The sequence below is a fragment of the Paenibacillus sp. Y951 genome (assembly GCF_056786395.1).
In genome coordinates, this window is record NZ_JBXCIY010000010.1 from 1 (window position 1) to 15048 (window position 15048).

Annotated in this window: 14 protein-coding genes, 1 tRNA gene and 1 rRNA gene; 12 read left to right on the top strand and 4 right to left on the bottom strand. The window is 38.8% G+C overall.

The window, feature by feature from the left end; genetic code table 11:
* Window positions 1-193 precede the first annotated feature (193 nt).
* The 8 genes from rrf to AC1TPB_RS15065 all read left to right on the top strand — a co-directional run bounded on the left by rrf (window position 194) and on the right by AC1TPB_RS15065 (window position 7959).
* A 5S ribosomal RNA gene (rrf, locus tag AC1TPB_RS15030) occupies window positions 194-310 on the top strand.
* Window positions 311-472: 162 nt separating this feature from the next.
* A complete protein-coding gene (locus AC1TPB_RS15035) occupies window positions 473-1678 on the top strand; it encodes a GNAT family N-acetyltransferase (RefSeq protein WP_482077253.1) in 1206 nt (401 codons plus the stop codon).
* Between the two features lie 143 nt (window positions 1679-1821).
* Window positions 1822-3279, top strand: a complete 1458-nt coding sequence (gene guaB, locus AC1TPB_RS15040; RefSeq protein WP_482077254.1) for an IMP dehydrogenase — start codon at window positions 1822-1824, stop codon at window positions 3277-3279.
* Window positions 3280-3488: 209 nt separating this feature from the next.
* Complete coding sequence (locus tag AC1TPB_RS15045) at window positions 3489-4784, top strand: D-alanyl-D-alanine carboxypeptidase family protein (protein ID WP_482064322.1); 1296 nt, start codon at window positions 3489-3491, stop codon at window positions 4782-4784.
* A 121-nt stretch (window positions 4785-4905) separates the two neighbouring features.
* Window positions 4906-5787, top strand: coding sequence for a pyridoxal 5'-phosphate synthase lyase subunit PdxS (pdxS, locus tag AC1TPB_RS15050; RefSeq protein ID WP_482064321.1), 882 nt, complete (start codon window positions 4906-4908; stop codon window positions 5785-5787).
* A 77-nt stretch (window positions 5788-5864) separates the two neighbouring features.
* Window positions 5865-6449: a pyridoxal 5'-phosphate synthase glutaminase subunit PdxT gene (gene pdxT / locus AC1TPB_RS15055; protein ID WP_482077255.1), complete on the top strand. Its 585-nt coding sequence runs from the start codon at window positions 5865-5867 to the stop codon at window positions 6447-6449.
* 58 nt (window positions 6450-6507) lie between these two features.
* On the top strand, window positions 6508-7788 hold the full coding sequence (serS, locus tag AC1TPB_RS15060) for a serine--tRNA ligase (protein ID WP_482077256.1): 1281 nt from the start codon (window positions 6508-6510) through the stop codon (window positions 7786-7788).
* A gap of 82 nt (window positions 7789-7870) precedes the next feature.
* Window positions 7871-7959 (top strand) — tRNA-Ser (locus AC1TPB_RS15065).
* Window positions 7960-8240: 281 nt separating this feature from the next.
* Here AC1TPB_RS15065 and AC1TPB_RS15070 read toward each other — a convergent pair.
* A complete protein-coding gene (locus tag AC1TPB_RS15070; RefSeq protein ID WP_482077257.1) occupies window positions 8241-8582 on the bottom strand; it encodes a DUF4870 domain-containing protein in 342 nt (113 codons plus the stop codon).
* 488 nt (window positions 8583-9070) lie between these two features.
* Here AC1TPB_RS15070 and AC1TPB_RS15075 point away from each other — a divergent pair, with 488 nt between their 5' ends.
* Entirely contained in the window at window positions 9071-9277 is a 207-nt protein-coding gene (locus AC1TPB_RS15075; protein WP_482077258.1) for a Spo0E family sporulation regulatory protein-aspartic acid phosphatase, read from the top strand.
* A gap of 17 nt (window positions 9278-9294) precedes the next feature.
* On the opposite strand, the gene tadA is transcribed toward AC1TPB_RS15075, so the two are convergent.
* The gene (tadA, locus tag AC1TPB_RS15080) at window positions 9295-9774 is read right to left on the bottom strand and encodes a tRNA adenosine(34) deaminase TadA (protein ID WP_482064316.1); all 480 of its coding nucleotides are present in this window, start codon (window positions 9772-9774) and stop codon (window positions 9295-9297) included.
* A 196-nt stretch (window positions 9775-9970) separates the two neighbouring features.
* Here tadA and AC1TPB_RS15085 point away from each other — a divergent pair, with 196 nt between their 5' ends.
* From AC1TPB_RS15085 to AC1TPB_RS15095, 3 genes are read left to right on the top strand one after another with little or no spacing between them, the layout of a single operon-like run.
* Window positions 9971-11767 carry an ATP-binding protein gene (locus AC1TPB_RS15085; RefSeq protein WP_482077259.1) on the top strand — a complete coding sequence of 599 codons (1797 nt, stop codon included), beginning with the start codon at window positions 9971-9973 and terminating at the stop codon, window positions 11765-11767.
* A gap of 30 nt (window positions 11768-11797) precedes the next feature.
* The gene (locus AC1TPB_RS15090; protein WP_482077260.1) at window positions 11798-12475 is read left to right on the top strand and encodes an NAD(P)H-binding protein; all 678 of its coding nucleotides are present in this window, start codon (window positions 11798-11800) and stop codon (window positions 12473-12475) included.
* 18 nt (window positions 12476-12493) lie between these two features.
* A complete protein-coding gene (locus AC1TPB_RS15095; protein WP_482077261.1) occupies window positions 12494-13198 on the top strand; it encodes a pseudouridine synthase in 705 nt (234 codons plus the stop codon).
* Window positions 13199-13244: 46 nt separating this feature from the next.
* Here AC1TPB_RS15095 and AC1TPB_RS15100 read toward each other — a convergent pair whose 3' ends face one another.
* Window positions 13245-14084, bottom strand: coding sequence for a flagellar motor protein MotB (locus AC1TPB_RS15100; protein ID WP_482077262.1), 840 nt, complete (start codon window positions 14082-14084; stop codon window positions 13245-13247).
* A complete protein-coding gene (gene motA / locus AC1TPB_RS15105; protein WP_482077263.1) occupies window positions 14077-14868 on the bottom strand; it encodes a flagellar motor stator protein MotA in 792 nt (263 codons plus the stop codon). Before motA ends, AC1TPB_RS15100 begins: the two co-directional genes overlap by 8 nt.
* Between the last annotated feature and the right edge of the window lie 180 nt (window positions 14869-15048).

Consider the following 15048-nt stretch of genomic DNA (forward strand, 5'->3'; position numbering starts at 1 on the left):
GATAGGTTCGGGGTGTAAGTGTAGCAATACATGTAGCTGACGAATACTAATCGGTCGAGGGCTTATCCTACAATTTTTCTAGACGGAGCGCAAGCGAAGATAGAAAAATACATCGGAAGCATAGATTCAAATGATTCACTTTGGAGTTTTACCTTTCACATCCAGTTTTGAGGGCGCAAGCTCTAGTAAGACGTTTGGTGATGACGGCGAAAGGGAACCACGCGTACCCATCTCGAACACGACCGTTAAGCCTTTCAGCGCCGATGGTACTTGGACCGCAGGGTCCTGGGAGAGTAGGACGTCGCCAAGCACGGATGAGTCTACTGCATATGCAGTAGACTTTTTTGTTGTTTTCTAACTTATGTTATAGGAGTGGGACAATAAAAGGATTACTGATTACTAGGTGCTGTGAATATTGCTTATTAACTACGAACTTTGTATAATACATTTAATTATAGAGGGGGTTATATGTATGTCTGATGCGAATTTAAGGAAATTGACAGCTGACGATTTTGAGAAAAGTACTCATTTATCATCCTATTCCTTTCAATATCCGTTATCCACTGAGCAGTTTGAGGATCGCAGAACGAGATTTATTCATGACTCTGAGGATCGATATGGTATATTTCTAGAAGATGAACTGTGCGCTCAAGCAAGTTTATTACATTTAAACGTATATATTGGTGGGAAATCAATGAAAATGGGTGGCTTGGCCGGAGTATGTACTGCTCCTGAACAGAGAAGAAACGGCAATGTTGCTATAATTATTGAAAAATTATTGCAAGAAATGCGCGCCAATGGTGAAGTTATTTCTATGTTGCACCCCTTCTCCTTTGCCTTTTATCGTAAATATGGCTGGGAAACGTATATAGAATATAAACAATATGAGATGGCTTCCGAGCACCTTACTTCGATTTTGAAAAAAGAACGTCAACGCGTACGTATAGGAAAAGTAAGTAGAGTACACAATTATGAAGAGCTACTTCCTGTATATGAGCGTTATGCTTCCATATATCATGGTATGCTGCAGCGTAATCTGGATTGGTGGACGGAAAGAATTGCAAGTCGTAAGTCCGGACATATCGCACTTTATCGCTCAGCTGAGGGGAATGCGGAAGGGTATATCCTTTATGATGTTACTAACAGAGTCATGAACATTCATGAAATAATAGCTGTAACTGCCGTGGCTGAGAACGAGCTATGGTATTTCATTGCTCAGCATGATTCTATGTTAGATGTTGTTAAATGGACTGCACCAAGTAATGATACATTTACAACTCGCCTAGATAATCCTCGTATTAAGCAGGAAATTGTCCCATATTTCATGGCGCGAATTGTTGATATTGAACCATTTATCCGTCAATATCCATTCACTAATGCTGCTGAAAGTGATACATTGATCATTAAGATTGAAGATCCACATGCGGATTGGAATAATGGCCTCTACCAACTTGTGATTGCAGCAGATGGAGTTGCGAACATTGAACGAATTGTTGATAAAAACGGTGAGGAATCTGATATGAATATGGATATCGGAGCATTAACGTCCACTTTATTGAATTATCAAAATTTGGAAGTCCTTCGGAAATTCGGGCGTGTAACGGGTAATGAGGAAGCTATCAATCGCTTACAAAATCGTATATCCGAACAAACTTCTTATTTATCTGATTTTTTCTAATAGATTGATGATTTCGTCAATTCAAAATGAATCATTTGATGAGTTTTAGACCATTTGTATTACATTGACACCCCTTATATCAAGTGATATCATTGCAATAATATACATGAGAGAGACATAAAAAATAAGGGAGGAACATACTCGTGTGGGAAAATAAATTCGCTAAAGAAGGCTTAACGTTTGACGACGTATTGCTTGTTCCGCGCAAATCTGAAATACTACCAAGAGCTGTTAATGTATCGGTTCGTCTAAGCGATACTGTGAAACTTAATATTCCTTTGATTAGTGCAGGAATGGATACCGTAACGGAGTCTGCTTTGGCGATTGCAATCGCTCGTGAGGGTGGAATCGGTATTATTCATAAAAACATGACAGTCGCTCAACAAGCTGAAGAGGTTGATCGTGTTAAACGTTCGGAAAGTGGAGTTATTACCAATCCATTCTCATTAACACCTGATCATCACGTATATGATGCCGAAGAGTTGATGGGCAAATATCGTATTTCTGGTGTACCTATCGTTGATGAAAACAAAAAACTTGTTGGTATCTTAACAAATCGCGATCTGCGTTTTGTACATGATTTCTCTATTAAAATTAAAGAAGTTATGACTCATGAAGAATTAGTTACCGCGCCTGTTGGAACTACTCTGCAAGATGCGGAAGGAATTCTTCAAAAACATAAAATCGAGAAGCTTCCACTTGTTGATGAAAATAACATGTTGAAGGGCCTTATTACAATTAAAGATATTGAGAAGGCTATTCAATTCCCTAATGCTGCTAAAGATATCCAAGGTCGTCTACTATGTGGAGCGGCAATTGGTATTTCTAAAGATACAGAAGAACGTGCTGCAGCACTTGTTGCCGCTGGTGTTGATGTGCTTGTCGTTGACTCTGCTCATGGACATCATATTAATATCGCTAATGCTGTAAGACAACTTAGAGCAGATTATCCTACGCTAACTATTATCGCGGGTAACGTTGCTACAGGTGAAGCAACTCGCGACCTAATCGAAGCTGGTGCTTCTGTAATTAAAGTAGGTATTGGTCCTGGTTCAATCTGTACAACACGTATTATTGCAGGTATCGGAGTTCCACAAATTACGGCAATTTACGATTGTGCTGCTGTTGCTCGTGAATATGGCGTACCAATTATCGCTGATGGTGGTATCAAATATTCTGGAGATATTACGAAAGCAATTGCTGCTGGTGCAAATTGTATTATGATCGGTAGCTTATTCGCAGGAACTGCTGAAAGCCCAGGCGAAACTGAAATCTTCCAAGGTCGTAGCTATAAAGTGTATCGCGGTATGGGATCACTTGGAGCAATGAAGGAAGGGTCGAAAGATCGCTATTTCCAAGAGAACGAAAACAAACTTGTTCCTGAAGGTATTGAAGGCCGTGTAGCATTCAAAGGACCTCTAGCAGATACGGTTCATCAATTACTTGGTGGATTACGTTCTGGTATGGGATATTGCGGTACATCTACATTGGACGAGCTTCGTGACGATACACAATTTATTCGCATTACTGGTGCTGGCTTACGCGAAAGCCATCCACATGATGTACAAATTACAAAAGAAGCTCCAAACTATTCACTATAATAGTAGATGTTCAACAAGCTTAATTTTTGAACCGTTTTTTATAATATAAGTGTGAAATATAAACCAGAGACTACTTATCAACTAAGATATATAGTCTCTGTTTTTTTATGTTCATTGTTAATTCGACTCTATTCCGCAAAAAGTTTAACTCAGTAGTGAAATTATGATACAATAATTGAGGATAAATCAATGAGAAGAGGGGAATTTAGGTGTTAAAGAAAATGGGGAAAATTCGATTACTATCGATTATAATACTTTGTACTTTACTTTGTATTTCGTCGCTTACAGTTGGTGGACAACAAGTAGGGGCTGTCGGTTATAATGATCGACCAAGTACAGATAATTCACTAGGTTTACAAGTGAAATCTGCAATGTTAATTGAATTTGAAACCGGGCAAGTGATGTATGAAGTTAATCCCGACGAGGCATTACCGATTGCAAGCATGACTAAACTTATGACAGAATATATCGTAATGAAAGAAATCGAGAATGGTCGATTGAACTGGGACCAGATCATCACTGTAACACCTGAGGCGGCAGATACTCATCCTTCAGAATCACAAATTTATTTGGCTACTGGCGATCAACATACTGTTGAAGAGTTATATATTGCAATGGCAGTAGGCTCAGCTAATGATGCTACAAAAGCTTTAGCAATTGCAGTTGAAGGCAGCATTCAAAGTTTTATTGACCGAATGAATGAAACTGCTGATCAACTTGGACTTACATCTGCAGTATTTACAAGTGTGACGGGTCTTGAGGATACAACAATAATGTCAGCGCGCGATATTGTTTCATTAGCCCGTACAGTTTTGACAGAAAGTCCTGATTTCTTGAAATATTCAGGTATGCAGGAATATAAATTCCGTGAACGCGATGCCGATCCTATTATTAACTTTAACTATATGCTTGGCGTTAATACGAATAAATCAGGTCTGAAGCATTTGGCTTATGAAGGCGTTGATGGGCTGAAAACAGGGTTTATCAGTGCAGCTGGTTATAACTTTGCAGGCACAGTACAACGTGAGGGAGTTCGTTATATTAGTGTTGTAATGGATACTCGCTCTAAAGATGCTCGTTTCCAAGAAACAGCTTCATTGTATAACCATGCATTTGCTACTTTCGAAAAGAAAACAGTTATTGCGCCGAAAAGTGTAGTAGAAGGCTACGAAAAGGTTAAAATAAAAAAAGGTGTGGAAAAAACTATTCCAGTTGTGACTGCATCTGATATTACAGTTCTAACGAATAAAGGTACAGAAGCGACGGTTGAACTAGTCAATGCCGACATTATGACGGAAGATCAGCTTGTTGCACCGATTGCTGCTGGTACTAAAGTAGGTACATTAAATTACAAATTTATCGATCCAGCTGGTAAAGAACTACAATATAGTGTAGATCTGCTTACTTCGGCAGAAGCAGAAAAAGCATCTTGGTTCAAATTATTTTTCCGTGGAATAGGCAATTTCTTCTCGGATCTATTCGATAGTATTATGAACATCTTTTAATCCGAGTTAATTACAGGGAAATAAGTACTTGCCTTAAGTGCTTGCATTACTGTACAATCAAAGCTTAGAGTAATAACGGTTATTATAATTCAGATGAATGAATATAGGAGGAGTATTTACTATGGAAACAGGTACTTTTCGAGTGAAAAGTGGTATGGCAGAAATGCAAAAAGGTGGCGTCATTATGGACGTTATGAACGCTGAACAAGCTAAAATTGCTGAAGCAGCAGGTGCAACAGCGGTTATGGCATTAGAACGCGTTCCTTCTGAGATTCGTGCTGCAGGTGGCGTTGCTCGTATGGCTGACCCGACAATCGTTGAACAGGTTATGAAAGTCGTATCTATTCCAGTAATGGCAAAAGCTCGTATCGGTCATATTGTTGAAGCAAGAATTCTAGAATCTATGGGTGTTGACTACATCGACGAAAGTGAAGTTCTTACACCAGCAGATGAAGTTTTCCATATTAGCAAACATGAATACACCGTTCCATTCGTATGCGGAGCTAAAGATCTTGGCGAAGCACTTCGTCGTATTCAAGAGGGTGCGGCAATGTTACGTACGAAAGGTGAACCAGGAACAGGAAACATTGTTGAAGCGGTACGTCATCTACGTCTAATTAACGGCCAAATCCGTAAAATACAAGCTCTATCTAAGGACGAGCTATATAATGAAGCAAAAGTTCTAGGTGTGCCTTATGAATTACTTCTAGGCGTACATGTAAGTGGTAAGCTTCCAGTTGTTAACTTTGCTGCAGGTGGTGTAGCTACACCAGCTGATGCTGCATTAATGATGGAGCTTGGTGCTGACGGCGTATTTGTAGGATCTGGTATTTTCACATCAGAAAACCCTGAGAAATTCGCTCGTGCAATCGTTGAAGCTACAACTCATTACCAAGATTATAAATTAATCGCTGAAGTTTCCAAAAACCTTGGAGCACCGATGAAAGGTATTGAAATTTCTAAGCTTCATGCATCAGAACGTATGCAAGATCGTGGAATCTAATATAGAAAAGCCCTAAGAGCCGATTTGACCTAGTAATAGGTTAGGTCGGCCTTTCCGAAACAGGGAGGAAATTGGATATGAAAATTGGAGTGTTAGCACTTCAAGGTGCTGTTGCTGAGCATATGCGCAGTCTTGAGGCTGCAGGTGCCCAGGCAGTAGCGGTTAAACGTGTTGAGCAGCTTGCTGAAGTAGAGGGTATTGTCATTCCTGGTGGTGAAAGTACAACGATCGGGAAACTAATGCGTCATTATGGTTTTATTGATGCATTACGTCAATTTCATAGCGACGGCAAGCCGTTATTCGGAACTTGTGCAGGGTTAATCGTGCTTGCAGATCGAATTGAAGGACAAGCAGATGCACATCTTCAGCTGATGGATATGACAGTAGCTCGTAACGCCTTTGGCAGACAGCAAGAAAGCTTTGAAACACAATTGCCTGTAAAAGGGATTGATGAGCCGATTACGGCAGTATTTATTAGAGCGCCTTTAATTACACAAGTAGGGGCGGAGGTTGAAGTGCTATCGGTATACAATGGGGAGATTGTTACAGCTAGAGAAGGTAATCTTCTTGCTTGTTCCTTCCACCCAGAGCTGACGGAAGACTATCGCCTGCACGCTTACTTTGTTGAAATGGTGAAAGAAGCTCAATCTATTGATGTATAAATTATATTAGAACCATAGCTGACGCTATGGTTCTTTAAAAGAGAGGAGCTTACCGCTCGTGCTTGATGTTAAATTACTTCGTACAGATTATGAAAAAGTTGAACAAGCATTGCTGAATCGTAACGCTTCAACTGATTTAATCGTACAATTTCCAACGCTTGATCAAAAGCGCCGTGAATTGATCCAAGATACCGAAACTTTGAAAAACAGACGTAATACCGTATCACAAGAAGTTGCTAAAATTAAAAAAAGTGGCGGAGATGCGCAAAGCTTAATCGTAGAAATGCGTGAAGTGGGCGACCGTATTAGAGAACTTGATGATGAGCTTCGAATTATTGATGCACAAGTTAATGATCTCTTATTAGCTATTCCGAATATGCCTAATGCATCTGTTCCTATCGGAGCATCAGAAGATGACAATATTGAAATTCGTCGTATAGGTGAACCTAAAGCATTCTCTTACGAGCCGAAAGCGCATTATGATCTTGCAGCTGACTTAGCTATTCTTGATTTTGAGCGTGCAGCAAAAGTAACAGGTTCTCGATTTGTGTTTTATCGCGGTCTAGGAGCTCGTTTAGAGCGTGCGCTAATGAACTTCATGATGGATCTTCACAGTGATCAGCATGGATATGAAGAGATCCTACCCCCTTACATCGTTAATCGTGATAGCTTGATCGGTACTAGTCAGCTTCCTAAGTTCGAAGAGGATCTATTCAAAATTGTTGATACGGATTATTATCTTATTCCAACGGCAGAAGTACCAGTTACAAATATATATCGCGATGAAATACTGGATGCACAAGCATTTCCGGCTAAGTTCGTTGCATTCAGTGCTTGTTTCCGCTCTGAAGCAGGATCAGCAGGTCGAGATACACGAGGGTTAATTCGTCAGCATCAATTCAATAAAATTGAGCTAGTAAAACTTGTTAAGCCAGAAGATTCTTATGCAGAGCTAGAAAGCTTGTTACAAGACGCTGAGAAGGTGCTACAGCTATTAGACTTACCGTACCGAGTGGTAACACTATGTACAGGCGATATGGGCTTTGCTTCGGCTAAGACTTATGATATTGAGGTTTGGATTCCGAGTGCGAATACGTACCGTGAAATCTCTTCTTGTTCTAACTTTGAAGATTTCCAAGCACGTCGTGCTAGCATTAAGTATCGTCCAGAGCCGAAGAGCAAAGCAGAGTTTGTCCATACATTGAATGGGTCAGGTCTTGCAATCGGTCGTACAGTAGCTGCAATACTTGAAAATTACCAGCAGGAGGACGGTTCTATCGTCATTCCAGCAGTGCTTCGTCCTTATATGGGTGGCGCAGAAAAAATTTCTTTGAAATAAATTAAAATAAATTAAAAAGGGGGTTGCAACCCCCTTACTACCTGTGATACAATATGTCTTGTCAGCAAATTAAATGCTTTTTGGAGAGGTACCGAAGTGGTCATAACGGGGCGGTCTTGAAAACCGTTAGAGCGCAAGCTCACAAGGGTTCGAATCCCTTCCTCTCCTCCATTATGTACACAACACGCTCAAGCGCAAAGCTTGGGCGTTTTTTTATTTTACGGATAATGGAACCGCGATAGTAGGGTGTATCATACTATGGCGGTTCCATTATTGGTGAAGTCTATATGCCTGTATGGTAGGCAACGGTGAACTACTACGATAAGTTAATTAGGCGTCTATACGCTTCGATAGGGTTGATACAAGCTAGTGGCAATTAATATACGCATATAACAATACAACACGCTCAAGCGACTCGCTTGAGCGTGTTGTATGAGAAATGTATGTAGGTGTTATTTGATAAAACGAATAGTTAGTGGGTAACGGTAAAATTCGCCGTTGTTAGCTTTTATTGCAGCGATAATAGAACAAACAATCCATACAATACCTACAGCAATTGAAGTAAGGAATCCAATAAAAATAAGCATTAGAATAGCGGAACCAATAAAGTAGATCATCATGCTAATATTAAAGTTAACTGCTTCTTTGCCTTGTTGATCCACGAAATAGGATTGATCCTTTTTGATTAGCCAGATAATTAATGGACCAAGAATAGTACCGAATGGTATTATAAATCCTGAAAATGTTGCAATATGAGTTAACATACCCCACATACGTTCATCTTTTATATTCATTTTCTCACCTCCCACAACTTTTCGTAGCTTCCCGATATTCCTCATGTGATGAAAAGTAGCATCGGAAGCACCTACTAAAAACTATATGCGATTGTATAGCTTTCATAACTAGCCTAATCATTAATATAATCAAGGAATGTTATTTAGGATATAGCGAAAAATGTAGAAAATTGTGATTTTTATTAGTATGTAGTCGAAATTAGATGATTTAATGTAATAGAAGCTTAAAAAGTCGCACTACTTGCGACGAATTTGCGACTTTATTTGAAGAAATTTCCCTGTTATTGGGATACAGGAACTGGAAATCAATATAGGACTTATTAAGGATTGTATTTATTGGGAATAAAGAGATATAATTTGAGATATTATCACAACTATTGTCGTTAAATAACTTTATTTTGGAATAATATATCGACATTTTATAACAAACAAAGTCTGGGAATATCGTTATAATAGGCGTACAAGCTATGAAATGAAAAATAAGGAGTGTGACGAAGCGAACCATGGACAAAAACCAATTAATGATACAGTTACAGTCGCTTCGGCACAAGTTATATGAAGTTGCTGAAGCAAAGGGGAGTTTTACTGATCCAGATGTTATAGCTATTAGTGAAGAAGCTGATCAGCTCATCGTCGCATTACAATATATGAAACGTAATCAAGAGTACGTCCACCAGCAACATATAAACAACTGAACAATAATGTGAGCCAATTATAGAGGTTCGGCTTTACGTCGTAATCTTAATTGCTTGAAAAATGTTTTTAACAATGTAGCGCACTCTGTTTGAAGAACGCCGCTAGTGAGCTCCGTTTCGTGGTTGAAACGGGGCTCTTGTAGTAAGTTCATCAACGTCCCCGCACAGCCAGCTTTATGGTCGCTTGTACCATAGACGACTCTTGTAACGCGAGATTGAACAATAGCTCCTGCGCACATTGGACAAGGTTCCAACGTTACATAGAGCGTACAATTTAGTAGTCTCCAAGCGTTGAGATACTGACTAGCCTGTTTAATTGCTATTATTTCTGCATGAGCGGTAGGGTCATGTAATGTCTCCCTTAGATTATGGCCTCTACCGATAATGACACCATCTTCCACGATGACAGCACCTATAGGGACTTCGCCTAGCTGCTGCGCCTTCTGAGCTTCAGCAATAGCTTCTTGCATCCAACGTTCATCTTCATGAATATACATAGCGATCTCCTTTATCTACAGAAAAATGGATTTATACATCGAACAAACATTCTTTTGTTAACAGACTGTGCATAACCTTGTTGATAATTTTATTATATCCACATATTTATTCACAAATAATCCACTTAAATATAACGGAAATGTGGACTATGTTAATAAAATGTGGATAAGTATATGATATAAGGATGTGAAATGGGTGTCGATCAAGTATAAGTTAAGTATTACTATAGCAGTAATGTTAGCTATTGTAATTGCAATTTTTCATTATGTGTGGGGCTATAATGAGCAATCCAAAAATTATGATTTGCTCGATCGTTTCAGCTTTACTTTATCAGAGCAAATTTATGAAGGGCTAGAACTTGAATCGCCAACGGCCCAGCAAGATCTTCATAACATGTTTCAATTGCTCAGTATAGGTAAACCGTACCTATTAGACATTGTGTATTACAATACAACGAATGAAGAAATTGTATATTCGGCTAATCAGTATGCCAATGCCGACATTATTATATCTAATGTACAACACAATTCCAACTATTTATATCAGTTATCAAACTTGTCTGAGCAGTCAGGAAATTATTATATAAGTGACTATCGCAACGATACAGTAAGTGAATTTAGAATAATTACACTGTATAATAAAGATATTTATAACGATATATATGGAAATAATAATTCATTGTTTTATGCAATATTAATATATTTAGTGTTCTTTTCTAGTATTGTTAGCTATTGGTTTATTGGTCGAATGCTTCAACCACTGAAAGATATATTGTGGAAGGTTAATGAAGTCAGTTCCGTCCGCTTTCATCGACCAATATCGATTACTACGAAAGATGAGTTTGGACTACTAGCATTTAAAATTAATGCGATGAGTCAAAATCTAAGCATCTATATGAATAAATTGAGAACTGCTTTTGATGAGAATCGTAGAATGAGACTGTATATGGAATCATTTCTTAATCATTCTACTGATGCGATCTATATTATGGATCTTGATGGAACGATTAATCAGACGAACCAATCATTTGTGCAGTTGTTTGGCTATACAGAGGAAGAGACAATCGGGCAACGTTATATTACTGTCCCTGAACATCTTATTCAAGAAAAAGAAAATATATTTTCGAAAATACATAAGGGTGAAATCATTTCCTCTATTGAAACGTTGCGAAGTACAAAAGATGGCGAGCTTATCCCTGTCAGCATTACAATAACGCCGATTCGCGATTCCTCTAATACGATGACAGGCTTTGCGAGTGTATGCAGAGATATGCGCCATCGTAATCAGATGGAAGAGCTCATGCGTCGCTCGGAGAAGCTTAATATGGTTGGACAGCTGGCTGCAGGTGTAGCGCATGAAATACGTAATCCATTAACAACTTTAAGAGGTTTTCTACAATTACAGGAGCAAAGTAAAAAGCTTAATGTAGATCATATCCATGTTATGTTATCAGAGTTAGATCGAATTAATCTTATAGTAGGAGAATTTCTAATATTAGCAAAGCCACAGGCGGTTAAGTTCAAAGTGAGAGATATTAGAGATATTGTCGCAGAGGTGACTTCTCTAATGGGAAGCGAAGCATTACTGCACGGTGTCACCTTAAAGGAGACCTATACTCTTGATGGTTGTCGAATTACCTGTGAAGAAAATCAATTAAAGCAGGTATTTATAAATGTGTTGAAGAATGGTATAGAAGCAATGCCAAATGGTGGACATGTGCATATTGCCGTACTACGCAATGATCAAGCCATTAGTGTGCATATTACCGATGAAGGCATTGGTATGGAAGAGGAAACATTAAAGCGCATTGGAGATCCTTTTTTCACGGGGAAGGAAAATGGTACAGGACTCGGTATGATGGTCAGTCAGAAGATTATTACGACGCATCAAGGGCAATTAGAGCTAACGAGTCAATTGAACGTTGGTACAACGGTGAAAATATTGTTACCTGCCTATCAGGATGTAGAACTAGCGGATGCGAGTAGCTTATAAACTCGATCATCTATTAAGAAGGATGTGAACATGACATTGAAGGCGGTTATCGTAGGAGCAACCGGTCTAGTAGGACGAGAATTAGTTCGGGTGCTACTAAATACTAAAAGGTATGAAAAAGTTACAGTTATAGCTCGCCGCAGACTAAGCATTGTTCATCCTCGTTTAGAACAACAACTTATTCAATTCGATCAATTGCATGAGTGTCCCCGGCAGTGGTTTGAGGAGGCAGATGTATTTTGTGCGTTAGGCACGACGATCAAGAAAGCTGGTTCAAAAGAGCAATTTGAAAAGGTAGATAATCATTATGTGATCGAGACAGCAAAGATTGCAAAGCAATCTCATAGCAACAAATTTATTGTCATAACTGCTATGAGCTCAGATGAGCAATCTAAAATATTTTATAATCGGGTAAAAGGAAAAACGGAGCAACAATTGCAGCAATTACAATTACAACAGCTGATCATTGTAAGGCCATCACTGATTTTGGGTGAGCGTAATGAAGTGAGATTCGGAGAAGCACTAGCAGTAAAGCTATCGACGTGGCTATCGTTCATATTTAAGGGTAAGATGAAAAAGTATAAGCCTATTCAAGCAAAGGATATTGCTATCGGTATGTTTAAGTTAGCAAAACTTTGCAAAGAGTCATTGATCATAGTATCATCAGATGAAATTGAAGTATGGTCCAAGAAAAAGCTAAACAAGTGAATGAACGAGGTGACATCATTGAGAATTAACAAATTTATTAGTGAGACAGGTTATTGTTCAAGGCGAGAAGCAGATAAGCTAGTAGAAGCTGGTGAAGTAACTATTAATGGAGTAAAGGCTGAGTTAGGCAGTCAGGTCGATCTTAGTGACATTGTCTGTGTAAGTGGAAGTAGAATAGGCGAGCAGAGAAAACATGTCTATATCGCGCTCTACAAGCCTACTGGGATTACATGTACGACTGAGCTTCATATACAAGGCAATATCGTTGAGTTTGTAAATCATCAGGAGCGTATTTTTCCAATTGGTAGATTAGACAAGGACTCGGAAGGACTTATTCTTTTGACGAATGATGGTGATGTTGTTAATCCTATTTTGCGCTCAGAAGGAAAGCATGAGAAAGAATATATTGTAACGGTAGATAAGCCTGTTACTGCTAGTTTCTTGAAGGGCATGAGTGAAGGTGTGCATATATTAGGAAGTATGACGCTCCCTTGTAAACTAACGCGTATAGGTGATCATACGTTCAAAATTGTTTTGACAGAAGGTCGCAATCGTCAAATAAGACGAATGTGCGATGCATTTGGCTATAAAGTTCGAGGGTTGAAGCGAATCCGTATTATGAATATTCATCTTGCAGAATTGCCTAAAGGTGAGTGGAGAGAATTAACAGAAGAAGAGAAGGATGTTTTATTCAGAGACATTCATTATCAACCGTCAAACTAAAAAAAGGCGTATATACCGATTACACGGTGTATACGCCTTTTCGTAATTATTGTTGTGATTTTACGGAAATACTTTGCGCTTTATTAGTATCAATGAAGGTATGAACGATAGAAAGTTCAACACGACGATTTTTCGCTTTGTTCTCAGCGGAATCATTGTCTACCACAGGGCGATATTCACCATAGCCGACTGGACTGAAGCGTACAGGATCAAGATTATCGTTGGATAGCATAATATCCATGAAACGAACGGCACGCATAACGCTTAGATCCCAGTTGGACTGGAATTTGCTATTGTGGATCGGCGTTGTATCGGTATGACCTGCAACAATAATGTTGAAGTCCGGATATTCATCTAACATATTAGCGATAGTAATAGCTAGCTCTTTACCATCGGTATTAACGATAGCCTCACCGGAATCGAATAACGCATTATCGCGAATCGTAATTAATAATTGTGACATATTCAATGATGTTTCTAGGCTAGTCGTTAGACCGTTAGAAGCGATGTACTCATCTAGTTCTTCCTTCAGCTCACTTAGTTCTTTCTGACTTTTGTCTAGTATATCCTGAATTTCTTCATCTGTTAGCGTTTCTTCTTGTTCAGCGGTGGCATTTTGATCATCTTCATCTTTTGATCCGCCATCTATCTGTTCAACATCAGAACCTTTTTCGATAATAGAAGGCATATCTAGTACGCCTTGACCACTGCTGAATGCAACGCTGAATGCTTTAGATAGCTCATCGAATTTTTTGGTATCAACGGAATTCATAGAATAGAGAACGATGAATAAGGCAAGTAGCAAGGTCATAATGTCTGCATAAGGAACAAGCCATGATTCATCGATATGTTCTTCGTGCTCTTCATGCCTACGCTTTCTACTCAACGTCACCTTCCTCCTTCTGTTTCATTAATTTACGCTCTGTAGGTGTCAAGTAAACAGAAAGCTTTTGCTCAATAGCAATCGTTGAGACGCCAGATTGGATGGATAGCAATCCTTCAAGCATCATTAGTCGAATTTGAATTTCTTGCTTAGACAAGCGTTTCAATTTGTTAGCCATTGGATGCCAAAGTACATAACCTGTAAATATACCTAGTAATGTTGCCATGAACGCAGCTGAGATCGCACTTGCAAGCTTATCCATATCGCTCATGTCTGATAAGGCAGCAATTAGGCCGACTACGGCGCCAAGTACCCCTAACGTAGGGGCATAAGTACCTGCTTGAGTGAAGATCAAAGCGCCACCCTTATGACGATCTTCTGTAGCAGAAATATCTTCAAGTAATACATCACGTACAAGATCTTGATCATTACCATCAATAATCATACGCATACCATTTTTCAAAAAGGCATCCTCAATATCATCAACTCTAGTTTCTAGAGCAAGAAGACCTTCACGACGCGTAATTCCTGCCCACTCAACGAATTGCTTAATAAGCTGTTCGCGCTCAGGAAGAGGGTTCTCTTTGAATAATAATTTGAATAATTTACCTACTTTTTTAAGTTCGCTTAAAGGGAAAGCGATGGTTACTGCTCCTACCGTACCGACAATAATAATCATAAAAGCTGCTGGATTGAGAAAAGCACTTAGACTTGCGCCCTTTAATGCCATACCTACTAATAGTGCTACAAAACCTAAAATTAAACCAATCACTGTTGAATTTTTCATATTACACCTCTATTAATCCGTATTCGTCATATTACTACTTCTACTATTATCGTCAAAAGGGTATTGTGAAGTTATAGTTATTTATTAGGAGGGTAGAAATAACTATAAATTTGTCGTAATTGTTACGTAATTTGTTATATTTTATATAGTAACAGTATTATGCGGTAGCGCACAAGATGC